This window comes from Thiohalobacter sp. IOR34 (genome assembly GCF_030406045.1).
In the GTDB taxonomy this organism is placed as follows: domain Bacteria; phylum Pseudomonadota; class Gammaproteobacteria; order Thiohalobacterales; family Thiohalobacteraceae.
The window spans coordinates 2026595-2041569 of sequence record NZ_CP128988.1 but is presented as its reverse complement, the minus strand read 5'-3'; the positions used below and the strand labels follow the sequence as shown (position 1 = coordinate 2041569).

Annotated in this window: 12 protein-coding genes; 11 read left to right on the top strand and 1 reads right to left on the bottom strand. The window is 58.2% G+C overall.

Annotated elements, in window-relative coordinates:
• Positions 1 to 10 precede the first annotated feature (10 nt).
• From QVG61_RS09430 to QVG61_RS09380, 11 genes are all read left to right on the top strand, one after another.
• Positions 11 to 1663 (top strand): class I SAM-dependent DNA methyltransferase, encoded by a 1653-nt coding sequence (locus QVG61_RS09430; RefSeq protein WP_289930382.1) that lies wholly within the window; start codon positions 11 to 13, stop codon positions 1661 to 1663.
• Entirely contained in the window at positions 1660 to 2922 is a 1263-nt protein-coding gene (locus QVG61_RS09425; protein WP_289930381.1) for a restriction endonuclease subunit S, read from the top strand. Before QVG61_RS09430 ends, QVG61_RS09425 begins: the two co-directional genes overlap by 4 nt.
• Complete coding sequence (locus QVG61_RS09420) at positions 2919 to 4301, top strand: SIR2 family protein (protein WP_289930380.1); 1383 nt, start codon at positions 2919 to 2921, stop codon at positions 4299 to 4301. The genes QVG61_RS09425 and QVG61_RS09420 overlap by 4 nt, the downstream gene beginning before the upstream one ends.
• On the top strand, positions 4288 to 6504 hold the full coding sequence (locus QVG61_RS09415; protein WP_289930379.1) for a DUF87 domain-containing protein: 2217 nt from the start codon (positions 4288 to 4290) through the stop codon (positions 6502 to 6504). The genes QVG61_RS09420 and QVG61_RS09415 overlap by 14 nt, the downstream gene beginning before the upstream one ends.
• Positions 6505 to 6525: 21 nt before the next feature.
• Complete coding sequence (locus tag QVG61_RS09410) at positions 6526 to 8190, top strand: DUF3696 domain-containing protein (protein WP_289930378.1); 1665 nt, start codon at positions 6526 to 6528, stop codon at positions 8188 to 8190.
• Entirely contained in the window at positions 8190 to 9095 is a 906-nt protein-coding gene (locus tag QVG61_RS09405; RefSeq protein WP_289930377.1) for a hypothetical protein, read from the top strand. Before QVG61_RS09410 ends, QVG61_RS09405 begins: the two co-directional genes overlap by 1 nt.
• Before the next feature lie 4 nt (positions 9096 to 9099).
• A complete protein-coding gene (locus tag QVG61_RS09400; RefSeq protein ID WP_289930376.1) occupies positions 9100 to 10143 on the top strand; it encodes a DUF4236 domain-containing protein in 1044 nt (347 codons plus the stop codon).
• 352 nt (positions 10144 to 10495) lie between these two features.
• Complete coding sequence (locus QVG61_RS09395; protein WP_289930375.1) at positions 10496 to 10795, top strand: type II toxin-antitoxin system HicA family toxin; 300 nt, start codon at positions 10496 to 10498, stop codon at positions 10793 to 10795.
• Positions 10792 to 11283, top strand: coding sequence for a toxin-antitoxin system HicB family antitoxin (locus QVG61_RS09390; protein ID WP_289930374.1), 492 nt, complete (start codon positions 10792 to 10794; stop codon positions 11281 to 11283). Before QVG61_RS09395 ends, QVG61_RS09390 begins: the two co-directional genes overlap by 4 nt.
• Entirely contained in the window at positions 11280 to 11801 is a 522-nt protein-coding gene (locus QVG61_RS09385; RefSeq protein WP_289930373.1) for a preprotein translocase subunit SecB, read from the top strand. Before QVG61_RS09390 ends, QVG61_RS09385 begins: the two co-directional genes overlap by 4 nt.
• Before the next feature lie 17 nt (positions 11802 to 11818).
• Positions 11819 to 12088 carry a hypothetical protein gene (locus tag QVG61_RS09380; protein ID WP_289930372.1) on the top strand — a complete coding sequence of 90 codons (270 nt, stop codon included), beginning with the start codon at positions 11819 to 11821 and terminating at the stop codon, positions 12086 to 12088.
• Between the two features lie 7 nt (positions 12089 to 12095).
• Here the strand turns inward: QVG61_RS09380 and QVG61_RS09375 are convergent, their stop codons facing one another.
• Positions 12096 to 14969 carry a conjugal transfer protein TraG N-terminal domain-containing protein gene (locus QVG61_RS09375; protein ID WP_289930371.1) on the bottom strand — a complete coding sequence of 958 codons (2874 nt, stop codon included), beginning with the start codon at positions 14967 to 14969 and terminating at the stop codon, positions 12096 to 12098.
• Between the last annotated feature and the right edge of the window lie 6 nt (positions 14970 to 14975).

Genomic DNA, 14975 nt, shown 5'->3' with positions numbered 1-14975 from the left:
CGGAAAACACATGAACCACGAACTGCGCAGAAAGCTCGACCACATCACCGATACCCTCTGGGCCGGCGGTGTGACCAATCCGGTCACCTACATCGAGCAGATCTCTTATCTCATCTTCCTCAAGCTGCTGGATGAAGAAGAACAGGACCGCGAGTTGCGCGCGCGCCTGGGCGGCGAAAACGGCAACAGCAAACTGCTGTTCCCGCAGCAGGCCGAGCGCTACCGCTGGTCCAAGTGGCGTTTCAAGAGCGGCCCGGAACTGCGCGACTTCATCCGCGACGAGGTCTTTCCCTACATGGCCTCGCTGGCCAAGGACGAGCCGGAGGTGGCGGAGTACTTTCGCGACGCGGTGCTGGAGATTGTGGACCCGAACGTGCTCAAGCAGGTGGTGGACGAGATCGACGCCTTTGAGTTCCGCAAGCTGGGGCCTGACGTCAAGGGTGACATCTTCGAGTACATGCTCACCCATCTGGGGCAGTCGGCCCTCAATGGCCAGTTCCGCACCCCGCGCCAGATCCGCGCCTTTATGGTGGAGATGGTCGATCCGGAGCTGGGCGACACCGTCTTCGACCCCGCCTGTGGCACGGCCGGTTTTCTCATCGACACCGTGGATTACCTGCTGGCCAAGTACAGCGAGGAAGTCAAGGAATACCCCATCTACGGCGAAGACTGGCTGGAGCGGCGGGGCCAGACCCTGGAAGAGGCCAAAAAGGCCGTTCCCAACCTCCAGACCTACAAGAAGGGCGCGGGTGAAAAGATACCGGACTGGGGCCTGCTGGAGACCTCCATCTATGGCGTGGACGTCTCCCGCCAGATGATGCGCATCAGCATGATGAACCTCATTCTCCATGGCATCCGCCATGCCCGGCTCAAGCGAGGCAACGCCCTGTCCGAGCATGGCGGCCTGACGGAGGAAGACCTCACACGCCGCTACAAGGTGATCCTCTCTAACCCGCCCTTCGCGGGCCAGATCCCCAAGGACTCCATCCGCGCCGACCTGCCGACCCGCTCCAAGAAGAGCGAGCTGCTGTTCCTGGGCCTGATGATGGAGCACCTGGCACCCGGCGGGCGCTGTGCCGTGGTGGTGCCGGAGGGCCTGCTGTTCGGCTCCACCAAGGCGCACAAGGAGCTGCGCAAGAAACTCATCGAGGACTTCGACCTGCTCGCCGTGGTCTCCCTGCCCGCCGGCGTGTTCAAGCCCTACGCCGGCGTCAAGACCGGCGTGCTCGTGTTCCGCAAGCCCGCCGAAGGTGCCAGAAAGACCAAAAACAGAAAGGTCTGGTTCTACGAGGTCGCCAATGACGGCTACGACCCGGACAAGATCTCCGGCGGCGGCCGCGTGGAAACCCCCGAGCGCAACGACATCCCCGACCTGCTGGCCAGGTGGCAGGAATACAAGGCATCCAAATTCACCAAGCCGCCGGGTGTCGAGGCGAACAGCGTACTGGAGCCCGGCAGCGAACCACCGCGCTGCTGGTGGGCGGACGTCAAGACCCTGGCCGCCAACGATTACAACCTGGCGGCGGGGCGGTACAAGCCGCAGGTGGCGGAAGCGGCACCGGAAGAGGACCCGGTAGAGCTGATCAAGGAGGTATTGGTTATCGAGAAAGATATTGCAAATGGACTCGAAAGGTTGTTGCGAGAGATTGAGGCTTCGGGATGAACTGGCCCTTCACGACAATTGCATCCGTTACGCAACGCACCAGTACGCGCGACCCACGTGCTCGCCCGAACGACTTGTTTCAATACATTGATATTGCATCGATTGACCGGGATCAAAAGGAGATTGTACAGGCTGCCGAGCTAAAGGGCGCCGATGCACCAAGCCGTGCGAGGAAAGTAGTCAAAGCCGGAGATATTCTCGTATCTACCGTAAGACCAAACCTGAACACGGTTGCTATTGTCCCGCCCGAGTTGGATGGTCAAATAGCCTCAACAGGCTTCTGTGTGCTGCGCCCGGACAGGGAACTCGTGGATGAGCGTTATCTGTTCTATTTTGTCAGAACTGCGGAATTTATTGATGCGTTAACATCGAAGGTGCGTGGCGCGCATTATCCGGCAGTATCGGATCGTGACGTAAAGAATACGGAACTACCGCTGCCTCCACTCAAGGAGCAACGCCGCATCGTCGAAATCCTCGACCAAGCCGACGCCCTGCGCAAACAACGCGCCGACGCCGACAAAAAGGCCGCCCGTATCCTTCCCGCACTGTTCTATCAGATGTTCGGTGATCCTCTTTTGAATCCACGTGGCTGGGATGTTCAGCCATTCGGTGCCTTGAAGGGTGAGACGGGCCTCGTCACTGACGGGGATTGGATCCTCTCAGAAAATATGGACGAGTCGGGCAATGTTCGGCTTCTCCAGCTAGCAGATATCGGGATTGGCCGCTTTCTTGACAAATCAAGGAAGTTTATAACCGATGAGAAGTTCGACGAGCTTGGTTGCACGGAAGTATTAGCGGGAGACGTGCTCGTCTCACGGATGGCGGAGCCTATTGGCCGAGCCTGCATAGTGCCGGAGCTAGAACAACGCGCAATTACAGCGGTGGATATCACTATTGTAAGGGTGGGCCAAAGTGTGGCATTGCCAGAATATGTTGTCTGCCTGTGCAACATGCCATTTTTTCTGGGGAAGGCGCAGGCTGCAGCATCCGGTACTACAAGAGGGAGAATTACACGAAGGAATCTAGAGAAGATACCGGTTCCAATCCCACCAGTGGAGATGCAGAAGGAATTTGCCTGTCGCTATAACGAAATGGAAAAAATGTCGGTAGGTATGATGAATGCCCATCAGTTTCTAGAATCTTTGTTCAATTCGCTTATGAGGAGCGCGTTTTCGGGCGAATTGACTGCGGGTTGGCGCAAAGCGCACACGAAGGAATTACTCCGAGAAATGGAAAGCCAGGCGCAGGCGATATCATGACAGACGATGTCCAAAAATCTGGTGATGAGATCAGCCCAGCCTTTTGGGTGGGTGGAGACAACTTGCTCGCAGTAGCCGAGGGCTCAGAAGACGGCGCCCAGCAGGCTGCGCTTGAGGAGGTTCGGATTCGGGTAGGGACACTGCTAAAAACCGAGACTGTGTCCTTCTTACTGGGGGCGGGCACCTCGGTAGACTGTGGCGGGCCGTTACTCGGGAAGGTTCCCATTGCCATCGAGCAGGCTATCCACAAAGAGGGAATATACGGCGGCGATAGCCCTCGGCTCCGCCGCTGGCTCAAGATGTTTTACCTTTCCGTTCAACATGTCGTTGACAACGGATCGGTTCCGACTAGCCGCGATCACATCTTGGAGCGGCATAAAGCAATCCAGGATGGCGGCGCCGAACCGCTAGCCGCTAACTTTGAGCAGGTGCTTTCTCAGCTCTACCGCTGGAGGGCGGCGCTTCCAGAGAAGGGGGGACGTCTGCGGATCGAAGGCGATCCGGGTGTCGATGTTACAGCTGAGGATCTTGAATCCTGCCTAGCGGTCGCGGTACGGGCGCTTGCCGAGGCGTGTCACCTGCCAGCGCCGGACAAGCAGGCTGGATTTATCACGTACAAGAACTTTCTTCGCAAGGTCCTGACCCGGCCACTCAACCTGAAGCGTGTGAACCTCTTCACGTTGAACTACGACACTCTGGTGGAGCAAGCGGCGGATGCGGAAGGGATTGTATTGCTCGACGGCTGTGTTGGCACGCAGCGTCGCATCTTCCGGCCGGAAAGCTATGAGCAGGACCTCTATTTTCCGGCGGAGACCACCGAGGGACGCGTTCATCGCTTTGACCGGGTAGTGCATTTGTACAAGCTGCATGGCTCGATCAGCTGGGCTGTCGAGGAGCCCTCCATTGAAAATCCGTACGGTATCACGGCGAGCGCAGGCGAAATGGCGAGCGAAGGGGGCCATCTGCTCATTTACCCGACGCCGGCCAAGTATGGCGAGACTCTAGGGATGCCGTATTCGGAACTCTTCCGCCGATTTGCGGGGGCGCTCGTGCGCCCGCAATCCGTCCTTTTCACGATCGGTTACGGATTCGGCGACGATCACGTGAACGCTATTATCCGCCAGGCGCTCTCGGTGCCCAGTTTTACACTCGTGGTCGTGGATCCCGCTCCGCAGAGCGAGTTTGTAAAAAGGCTGAAAGAACAGCAGGATCAGCGGGTATGGATTGCGGAAGGAGATGTTGGCACATTTTCCGGTTTTGTCCAGGACGTGCTGCCTGATCTCCGGGAGGAAGATATCCGTAAGAAAGTTATCGCTACTCAGCGCGCCCTCTCCAAGAGCCGATCAGAGGAGCAAGGAGGCGAAAATGGCGGCGGATAGTGAGATCGGACGGGTGGTGGCGGTCGATACGGCACAGGTCACGATCGAACTCAACCGCGACCTGAAGGGGATGACTCGGACCACCTTCGAAGGCCCACAGGAGGTGGGCCGCATCAATGGCTACATCACTATCCCTGTAGGCGCGCGCCGGCTTGTTGCGATGGTGACTCGTGTCGTCCTTGTCGAAGAGGCTGAGATGAAGGCCGACCGGACGATGGTGGCCCTGCCTGCCGCTCGGCGGCTCATGAAGGCGACACTGATTGGCACCATTGATGGCGAGCGGTTCCGTCAAGGGGTATCTCTGTTTCCGGTGCTGGACAGCCCTGTTCATCTTGCACAGAGGCAGGACCTCGATGCGATCTTCGGGCCAGCTGACCAAGCGACATTACAGCCGAAGCCTGACAAGCCTGGGTTTTGCATCCCGATCGGAGACTCAGCAGTGGTGCCCGGTCGGACCATCCGTATCGACCCGGATGCGTTTTTCGGGAAGCACGCGGCCGTGCTTGGAAGTACGGGATCGGGGAAATCCTGCACGATCGCCAGCCTTATCCAGTCGGTGCTGGATCAGCCCGCCGTCAAGCGGACAACGATCGTTATTCTGGACACGAATGGGGAATACAGAAGCGCATTTCCCGACAGTTGGAAGAGTGGGGACAACGAACGCCAGAGTCTCTATATTCCCTCTGGAACAGGTCACGAAACCGATGGCCTTGTGATTCCATATTGGTTTCTGAATGCCGAGGACTTTGTCCGACTATTTCAGGCCTCCAAGGGAGTTCAGCGTCCTGTGCTTCTTGAGGCGCTGCGGTTGGCGCGCAATGATCAACAGGGAGCGTCACCTCTTGCCGTGCTGCGAGATGAGCTTATCCAAGAACTCAACCGGATCTGGTCGCTATCGGGAAAGGATGAAAAGACATCTAAGGATGTGCGGGATCTCTCGGAGGGGCTGAAGAAAAGGATTCAACAGCACGACCTTGAAGCGGCTTGGGACGAGGCAGAACACCATTACCACCTTACGAAGGATTCCTTGATTCAGGTGCTAGCCGTTGTTTCGGCTGAAGCACAGAAACACATTGATAACGGAACTTATCCAAAGATATTGCCTGCCGACGCTAGGAAGACCATACGGGATGCCATTGAACCAATTTATGAGAAGCTCACTGGTACGCACTTGGGGGAAGGTGGAGCGCCAGCCGGGTGCACGGCAGACGCACCTTCGTATTTCGACAAGCTCCGCTTCCGCTCACGACATATCGAGCAAGTGCTGCGCCGTGAGGAGTCAGGGGGTGCTCGCGCCCGTGACTTCTCGGGAACGATGTTGCTTCGTATCGATCGGCTGTTTTCCGATCAGCGATTCCAGTTTCTGTTCGGACCTGTGGGGGAAAGTTGGCCGGATGCAGAGCAGATTCTTGCGGCGTTTCTGCGAGACATGCTTGGGATTGGCAGTAAGAATGACGCTGATCTCTCGGACACGGACACAGTGCCGGAGCAGACCTTCCCGTTTTATGACCGTCAGCGCAATGGAGTTGAACCTGTCAATGTCGTCATTCTCGATCTCAGTCTCCTTGCCTCCGAGGTTCTTGAGAACGTTACCGCACTGATTGGCCGCCTTACCCTGGAGTTCCTGCAGCGCCTCGGCGAATATGGCGGGGAAGAAGCGCGGGGGTCGCTCCCGGTCGTTCTCGTGCTCGAAGAGGCCCAGAACTATATCCAGCAAGCCCACTTCGCCGAGGAGGAGTCGATCGCCCGCGCGGTATTCGAGCGGATTGCGCGCGAGGGCAGGAAGTATGGTCTTGGCCTTGTCGTTGCCTCGCAACGCCCGAGCGAGCTGTCGAAAACTGTCCTCTCGCAATGCAGCAGCTTCATCGTTCACCGTCTTCAGAACCCGGAAGATCTCCGTTACTTCAAGGAGATCGTCCCTGGGATATATGGACCGATGTTGGACCAACTCTCGGCTCTTGCACCGCAGACGGCGCTTGTTCTTGGAGAGTGCGTTGCGGCGCCCGCACTGGTGTCAATCCGTGAGGCACGTCCGGTTCCACGGAGTCGGGATCCAAAGTTCTACGAATATTGGTTACGTGATGATGCGCCAGATGTGCCAGTGGAGGAAATCTGCGCCAACTGGGAAGGGAAAGGCAAATCCGATCGTGGTCCAGAGCCTGAGAAAAATGGTTTGGCTGATCAGAACGATCAAGACGGGTAGTCCGCAACACGGATATTGCAGATGATCAAATCGCTATATGTAGGCAACTTCAAGGCCTTCGCCGAAACCCAGGCGATCCCCATTCGGCCCATCACCCTGATCTTCGGCCCCAACAGCGCGGGCAAATCCAGTTTCATCCACAGCCTGGCCCTGGCCTGCGAGGCGGAGCGCACCGGGCGGCTGGATATATTCAAGACAGAACTCGGCGGCAGTGCGATCGATCTGGGCGGTTTCCGCCAGTATATCCATCGTGCCGAGGCGAAGCGCCGCATGGAGTGGGGCGCGGAGCTGGATGTGAGCGCCCTGCGGGGACGGTTGGCGGAGTTGCTGGCGTCGGTCGCGACACTGAAGGTGTCATTATCCGTCGGTATCGAGCTGGACAACGAGGAGCGGCCCGTCGCGGGGGCGGAGCCGGCGGTGACGGCCTATGAGCTGTCGGCGGACGACGAGTTGTTGCTGCGCATGAGCCGGCGGCGCGACGGGCGCCTGCGGATGGATCGCCTGAATCACGAGCATCCGGTGTTCCGGGAAGTGCTCAAGGCCATCGTCACCACCGCCACCACCACGGACACCGTCACGCCCGAGGACTACGAGGGCATCGGCGCGGCCATCGATGCGCTGGTGCCGGAACTCAGCAGTCGCGTGGAGCGATTGTTTCCGGAAGGCCTGTCGCAGCGCAGCTCGGATGTCGAGGAGGCGGAGCAACAGACGCTTTTTCCAGTCAGCCGCGGCAACCGCCGGGAGGATCTGGCCAATGCCATCAAGTTCTTCTTCCCCCGGACTCTCGATGAGCTGATCGAGGGAACCAGCCAGGCCATCGCGGAGGAACTGAGAAAACTGCAGTACCTTGGGCCCCTGCGGTCCTTCCCGCCGCGGCATCTGGCCTTTTCCGAGCACGAGGATGCGAACTGGTACGCCGGCGGTGGTTATGCCTGGGATGTTGTGCGCAGGGATGATGCAGTGCGCGCGGCAGTGAACGAATGGCTTGGTTCAGAAGCGTTGAAAACGCCGTATGAGCTAGTGGTCAGGCAGTTGGTGGGTGTCGATGATCTCGACCCTGTGCTCATGGAAGGCCTTGAGTCGATTGTCGATGAAGGGGTGGAGATTGAATACGAGCCTGATACCGAGTACACGATTGGCGGTGCATATCCGGTGCTCCAGGATTCAGAGAAAGAAGCGCGCCGTCTCCAGGATCTGATAAAAAATTCGGACGTGGAAAAGCTCAAGGAACTGGTGCTCATCGACAGGCGTTCCAATACGGTCGTTACTCACCGTGATGTCGGAATCGGTATTACCCAGGTGCTACCCGTGTTGGTTATGGCATACGCATCAAGAGATAAAATTATTGCCATGGAACAGCCCGAGATTCACTTGCACCCGGCATTACAGGCAGAGCTTGGTGATGTCTTCATTGAGGCCGCTCTTGGCAAACAAAAGAATACATTTATTCTTGAGACTCATAGCGAGCATCTCATTTTGCGAATCCTCCGACGCATTCGAGAAACCACAGAAGGTGATCTTCCTGAGAATGCAACGCCGATTGCGCCGGACCATATTTCAGTATTATACGTTCAGCCCACTAAGTCAGGCTCTGAGGTTATTCATCTGCCTGTTACGGAGGAGGGGGACTTTGAAGGTGCCTGGCCTGAAGGATTTTTTGAGGAGCGAGCCCAGGAGATTTTCTGATGCTGAATGAGTATGCCTTGGAGCCGGAAGCTCTGGGTGAAAGTTGGGATAGATTTCGATTTCTTGTTTCTCTATTCAACGTCGAAAATGGTCGCGTTATTTCTCGCTTCCCTAAGAAATGGACTAAGATGGTTTATGAAGCCGCCAGCGGATTATCCCCTCTTAATCGGAAGCGCGTAGAAGAGAGCCTCAGGCACATAAATCGAAAGCTGGTTGCATCGGGCAGACCATATAGTGGTGAAAAGAACTGGATGGAGAACGCTATTTCGCAGCACGAGCAGCGCCCATTCAAGGCAATCATCGCTAGGGAAAACGCAACAGGAGCAGAATATATCGTTCCTGCGGACGATGTTGATGAGAATCACCCGTTACTCAAAGTCTCTCGTGAGAAGGCCGTAAGGCGTACGGCAAGAGAGTTGGCGGCGGCTGTCGCTGATATACTGCAGAACAGCAAAGAAATTCTTTTTCTTGACCCTCATTTCAAACCGACGAGGCCCAAATGGATAAGTGTATTGCGTGAATTTTTGCAGGCAGCCGTGAGTGGCAAGCATCGGGTTGTTCGCTGTGAATATCATTTTCAGTGGAAGGATGAATTTACATGTGATGAATTTCACAGGCACTGCGATCGCCTGAGGGGAGATATCCCAAAAGGAATATGTGTGAGATTTGTTGGATGGCGTGAAAAAGAAGATGGCGAAAGATTCCATGCCAGATATGTTCTCACGGATATTGGAGGTGTCCGATTTGACGTTGGTCTCGATCATCAGGTTGATGGAGAGAACCAAACTACTGATGTGGGTCTGTTGGATCGAGGATTATATGAAAAGCGTTGGAGTGATCTTCAGAGCGAGACGGCTGCCTTTGATTTTGTTATAGACATGACTGTTGTAGGTGACAGGGATTAAAACGATGGCTTTTCGTTTCTGGCGCCGTATCCAACTCGCTCCTGGTGTTACGCTCAACCTGAGCAAGTCGGGCGGGTCCCTCTCATTCGGGCCGCGCGGTGCGAAGTTTACTATCGGTCCGAGGGGCAAGCGGGCCACGGTGGGCATTCCGGGAACGGGTCTTTTCTACACGACTACAGTTCCGAGCGGGAGGTCAGATAGCAGGAGAAGCGCGACCTACTCCGCTCCGGCCGTCCCAACGGTCCGCCCGGAAGACCGCCTGACCCTGGGCTTCTTCAAGCGGCTCATCACGCCGGACGACGAGGAGGCCCTGGTGGACGGGTGCCGGGAGTTGGTCCTTGGCAACGAAGAGAAGGCCCTCGAACACCTCGAGAAGGCCGTCCACCTGGCCGACGGCGCGTACCTTGCCGGTTTCCTGGCGCTCAAGCAGGAGCAGCTGGAAGAAGCGGCGACCTACCTGGCGACGGCCGCCGAGAAGCACAGCCGCCTGGGCCGCTACTTCTCCAAGTACGGCATCTCCGCCACCATGAGCCTCCCCATCACGGACGAGGTGTCCGCGCATGTGGGCCCGGATCTCCGCGGCGTGCTGTTGGGGCTGGTGGAGGTCTATCAGCGTCAGGAGCGCTGGGAGGATGCGATTGCCTGCCTGGAGAGGCCGCGGCGGCTCGAACCCGACGACGTGGTGGTGAAACTGTCCCTTGCGGAGCTGCTGTTGGACGCCCGCCCGGGCGACAGGAACGCCTGCAGGAAGGTGGTCCGTCTGGCAGAAAGTATCGAGAACAAGACCCCGGTCCATGCGACGCTGCTATTGTACAAGGCCAGGGCTCTGTACGGCCTGGGGCTGTATGAGGCCGCCCGTGACGTGCTGACCCAGGCGTTACGCCGCAAGAAGGACCGATCCGACGAGCTGCTTCGGGCACTGCGCTATGAGCGGGCGCGGGTGTACGAAGAACTGGGGCAACGCAAACGTGCTCGCAGTGAATTGGAAAAGCTGTATGCAGAGTCCCCGGATTATGAAGACGTCGCGGTGCGGCTCGGGATTCGGTAGGTAGGCGACCTTCCCAGCTTAGAGTGCCTCACAGCCCCCTCCATAGCGGGGCAGTGCCCAATTCCTGGCGTGCGAGGGGTTGACCGGCATTATTCCGGGGCGTGTCTGGTGGAGCGGTGCATAACCACTTGAATACCACCTAGCCGTCACTGGCGGCCGATCTGACTGCTGGCTGCTGCCAGGCGCGTTTGATATGGCGGAAACATTAAAAACCACGTAAAAACAAACGGATAGTGTCTAATTGTCAAGCAGTTGGAGCCTAAAGACCACATAAAACATACAAGAAATTGGCTGAGAAAAATGTTGAAATCCCTAAAGAAATTCCACAATATGACACTATATATGATGTCACATGTCGGCTAAACTGTTATACACGGAGGTCGTCGAGACGCTTCAGGCCTCGAAGGCCAACATCCGCTGTGACACGCTGGCTGAACAGCTTGCGCGGTTGGGCTTCGAGGTCCGGGACGGTAAACGGGGTGGCCACAAGGTGTTTTTCCATGATGGCATTTCTGCGTTTACCTCCGGTAGCTACAACTGTGGCCATGGCAGGAATCCAGAGATCAAGCCTGCCTACATTGGCAAGGTCCTGAGAATACTGCGGCAGTACGAAGACGAAATTATCGACTTCCTGGAGAGGATAGAATCATGATTGATCCACATGCCTACAACATCACGGTGCGACGGAGCGAGTTCGAGGGTGAAGTGTGCTTCGAGGCGCGGGTCAAGGAATTGCCCGATCTGGCTGAATACGGGGATACGTTTGAAGAAGCCTATGCGCTGGCCATCGATGCCATTGAAACCACGGCAGAGGTGTTCGCTGAAAAGGGGAAGCCCATGCCCGTGCCGCAGGAGGTGGCGGATGACTACAGTGGCCGCGTGACCCTGCGGTTGCCGAAATCCCTGCACCGCGCGTTGGCCGAGTCTGCCGAGGAAGAAGGAGTCAGCCTCAACCAGCACTTGGTGAATATCCTTGCCTACTTCTCCGGTTTTGCGGCGGGTGCCATGCACATATCAGAAGCCTCAGAATGGAGGACCGTTAGCAGAACTACTGGCGGGAAGGCTTCGTCGCGTCCGAATGTCCAATTGGTTTACTCGGCCGATTTGAACCGACGTGTGGAGTGGCAGAAAGCGGGATGAGCGCCGAACTGCAAAAGGCGATCGATTGTCTGCGCATTCGCGACGTCTATCTGCGTAGCTCAAGCAGTTACCTGGTAGATGATTTTGATCCGAAATATTCGCCAGAGGCGAATGATCTGGCTGTTCAGTTCAAGCACGTCGTCACCCGGGGAGAAGTTCTTGCGCTGAAAGAAGATGATGCGGACATAAGGATTTTTCGCGTCTACATCGATCTTGGCGCACGATGGGTTGTTTTGCCTGAATCCACATCCGAAAATGGATCTGACGAGAGTGACGATGAAGCGGATGTCAAAGCGGTTATCGAGGCGACGTTTCTTGCCGAATATCTAATGGAGAATGAACCGGGGCAGAATGCACTGGATGCATTTGCCCTCAAGAATGCCAGTTATCATGTCTGGCCTTATTGGCGCGAATACCTGATGAACCAGAGCATGCGAATGAACTTGCCAAAAATTGCGCTGCCTGCCGTGCAATTCGCGGCGAATAACAATGAAAGTGCTGGTAGCGTAGGGCAGTAGAAAATAGGTGGACGACGATGAATATGTCTGAATCAACTTGGAAAATAGCGGACATCTTGGTGGCGTGTCTGATCGCGCTTGTCATCGGCGCGCTATTTTCTTGGTGGATAGGCGCAGCAGTGTTTCTCATTGGCCTGGTAATTGTGTTCCGCCAGATGAACAAACGCCCATCATTACTTTCTCCCAAGAGACAGATCATGGAAGAGGAGGAATCTGGAGAGTGGCTTGAAGAATGGCATGACGACATGAGGCGTTGGCAGATCGGGCCGTACGAATGGCGGGATTGAGGGCCAGTTATTTGTTCGTCGACTCCTCGTCGTCTTCCCTGAAAAACCGATCTTTTAACTGACCTAGCTGCTTCTTACTGGGCAACGCCTGCGTAACCCCGTTCTTGATAGAGTCGGCCAGCAGGGTCTGGTTTTCGGGGTCGGTGCGTGCCTCGGTGTCGGATTGGAGTGCGGCGCCGTCTGTCCGGATACGGCGCTCGCCCTGGTCGACCTTCTGCGCGTGGGCGGCGCGGTCTTCTTCGGCCTCCTTCTGGATGTCGGCGAATCCTCTCCGGACCTGCCCATCGGCTGGAACGCCGGCATGTTCCGCTGCGTGCCGGGCGGCCTCCCTGAAGCCGGCAGCTCTGTCCCGAATGCCCCCGGGGTCGGTTTCCTTGTTGTAGACCTCGCCCATATAGGCTTCGTTCTTCTGGAAAACGGCATCCTTGGTTGGCATATCCTGCACCCCGGTGAGTTCCAGTCCTTCTTGGCGGCCATATTCGTCGGCGTAGTGGGCGATGACCCGCATGGCCATGGCGTCTCCGGCCGCTGCTCGGGCGAATAGGGCATCCACGTCGCGTTCGCTCCAGGTCGGGTCGAGACTGCCGGGGCGGGCGAAAACCCCTTTTTCCGCACCGATCATGTGATCACGCACCTGCATGGCCACATCGGCGCTGAAGGCGAAGCCCTGCTCCTCGACTCGGGACCGGGCCTCCTGCCAGGCAGCGGCTTCCTGGAGGGTGGCGATGGTGGCGTGGCGATGACTGATCTGCTCTTGTAAGCCACCGGAGAGTTCCTCGGCCAGGCTGTCACCTGTGCGCTGGTGGACGCCGGCGGCCGCGGTATGCCCGGCATCGATGGCGGCCTGCCAGTGCTTGCCGTACTGGGTGTCCTGGACATATCGCAATGCATCTTGCCAGTCTTCCTTGATTTGGGCGTCACTCCTGCCGCGAAGGTTCAGTTCTGCTCGTAGTGATACCGGGCTTACCAAGTCGAGTAATTTCGGATTCTGGGCGGCCAGGGAGGCCAGCCCCAACATTTCGGCGGCCTGGCTCGCGCTGTAGCCGCGGTTCTTGCCGAACTCGTCGGCGAGCCGTTGGGTTTCACCGAACTCCCGTCGGAACGCGGCCATCTCGGCCCGGTTCCAGTCGAGGTTTACGCCGGTCTCCGTCGCGGTCTGGCCGGTGAAGCGTTCCATGTTGCTGTAGTTGGCCGACACCAGGTTTGCGTAGTCGGCTACTTGTGTCCGTGCAGCCTGCAGCGACTCGGTGGCCTGGGTGTGGACCGAGGATTTGACGGCGTCGCCGATGTTGGCGGAGAAGGGGAGATTGGATTGCGGCACGTCGACGTACCGCCCTTCCGGTGTGGTCGTGTACATCGCGCCCGTGGCCGGGTGGGCCATGGTCGAGGTACCGGCCCGCCAGCTCGGACTCTGGTTCTGCTGCCACCAGCCGGCGTTGCCGATGCTGGTGTTTCCAAGGCTGATGTTGCCCGTGGAGGCCTCGTCGGAGGCTTTGCCCACCGGGGCTTCGTAGCTCTGGGCGACACGGCTGGCGAGGCTCGCCATCATGGCGCCGCCTTGGTTGACCACGAGGTATGAAATCATCGGGATGGATAGGCTGAGATACCCGGCGATGAGTGCGGCGTCGCTCATCACCTGGCCCAGGGCCGTGTAGTTGGCCAGCGACAGGGCGCTGCTGCCGTCGGGCAGCAGGAGGGCGCTGGATGCGGGGTTCTGGCTGTAGAGACTCATGGCGAAGTGGAGCACGGCATAGAGCGGCGCCCACAACTGGATCCAGACCAAGCTCTTCAGGTAGGTCAGCGCCACCTTCGCCACGCTTGGCAGCATAGCCAGCAGGAAGGCGATGGGAAACACGGCGTAGATGAAGGCCTCGAACAGGTTGCGCAGGATGGGCAGGGTGCGGCCGGCCATCTCTCCGAGGGCGGCATAGGTGGTGCGCCGCTCCTGCTCTGCCCGCGCCAGGGCGAAGTCCTGGGCCGCCGCCGGCGCCCCGGCGCTGGAGGCGAACTGGCTCAAGCCTCGCCGCAGCGCATTGGAGAGGGCGTTCTGCCGGATGATCTCCTCGGCGCTGACGCTCAGGCCCGTCAGGTACTGATAGGATACCGGCATGGCGGCGGCGAACTTTGCTACCGCGGCATTGGCGGTGGGGGCCTTCACCAGCTTCTCACCGTAGTACTGCCTGGCGCGGTCGACGTCGTTGGTCAGGTCGGTGTCGAGCTGGTTGTTGGCGCCGTCGCGGCAGCCCAGGATGAGACGGTTGTTGGCCGCGTCCCGGTAGGCGAAGCTGCGCGAGACCGAGGTGTTCGCCCGGATGAAGGCCCACAGGTCCGGAGCCACGAACAGATCGTCCCAGTCGTAGAGGCCGAGCAGGATGTCGTAGAACACGCACGACTGCCAGAACTCGCTGAAATTGGCGGCCAGTCGGCTGTCGGTGATCTCGAAGCGGGTGGAGGCCTCCACCAGGTACTGACCGAACAGCATGCCGTTCTGCTGGTACTGCATGTCGCTGGGCAGGCTGAACACCGTCTCATAGGCGCGGGTCAGCCAGTCGCCCACCAGGCTGGCGGTGCCTGCCACGGCGCCCAGCCCAAGCGGTACATTGGATACCACCGACGACTGCGTGGGGTCGATGCGGTCGGTGATGATGACGTCCACCTTCGGCACCATGAAGCCGTTGTAGACGAGGATGACGCCCAGCAGCCATTGCAGGTTCATGGCCCGGTGCTTGAAGGCGCCTTCGATCAGCACCCACAGCAGGCCGATGATGGCGGTCATCTTGAGCGCGGTGATGTAGCCGCCGTTGCCGGTGATGGCGGCCACGCCGTTGAACACCAGGCGCAGGAACTCGCCGCCGCCGTAGGTGAACACCTCCCAGTTCACAGGGCA

Excerpts from the sequence above, each read along its gene's own strand:
- QVG61_RS09415 (WP_289930379.1), top strand. The coding sequence starts at position 4,288 with ATGGCGGCGGATAGTGAGATCGGACGGGTGGTGGCGGTCGATACGGCA.
- QVG61_RS09380 (WP_289930372.1), top strand. The coding sequence starts at position 11,819 with ATGAATATGTCTGAATCAACTTGGAAAATAGCGGACATCTTGGTGGCG.
- QVG61_RS09420 (WP_289930380.1), top strand. The coding sequence starts at position 2,919 with ATGACAGACGATGTCCAAAAATCTGGTGATGAGATCAGCCCAGCCTTT.
- QVG61_RS09400 (WP_289930376.1), top strand. The coding sequence starts at position 9,100 with ATGGCTTTTCGTTTCTGGCGCCGTATCCAACTCGCTCCTGGTGTTACG.
- QVG61_RS09395 (WP_289930375.1), top strand. The coding sequence starts at position 10,496 with ATGTCGGCTAAACTGTTATACACGGAGGTCGTCGAGACGCTTCAGGCC.
- QVG61_RS09430 (WP_289930382.1), top strand. The coding sequence starts at position 11 with ATGAACCACGAACTGCGCAGAAAGCTCGACCACATCACCGATACCCTC.
- QVG61_RS09425 (WP_289930381.1), top strand. The coding sequence starts at position 1,660 with ATGAACTGGCCCTTCACGACAATTGCATCCGTTACGCAACGCACCAGT.
- QVG61_RS09390 (WP_289930374.1), top strand. The coding sequence starts at position 10,792 with ATGATTGATCCACATGCCTACAACATCACGGTGCGACGGAGCGAGTTC.
- QVG61_RS09405 (WP_289930377.1), top strand. The coding sequence starts at position 8,190 with ATGCTGAATGAGTATGCCTTGGAGCCGGAAGCTCTGGGTGAAAGTTGG.
- QVG61_RS09385 (WP_289930373.1), top strand. The coding sequence starts at position 11,280 with ATGAGCGCCGAACTGCAAAAGGCGATCGATTGTCTGCGCATTCGCGAC.
- QVG61_RS09410 (WP_289930378.1), top strand. The coding sequence starts at position 6,526 with ATGATCAAATCGCTATATGTAGGCAACTTCAAGGCCTTCGCCGAAACC.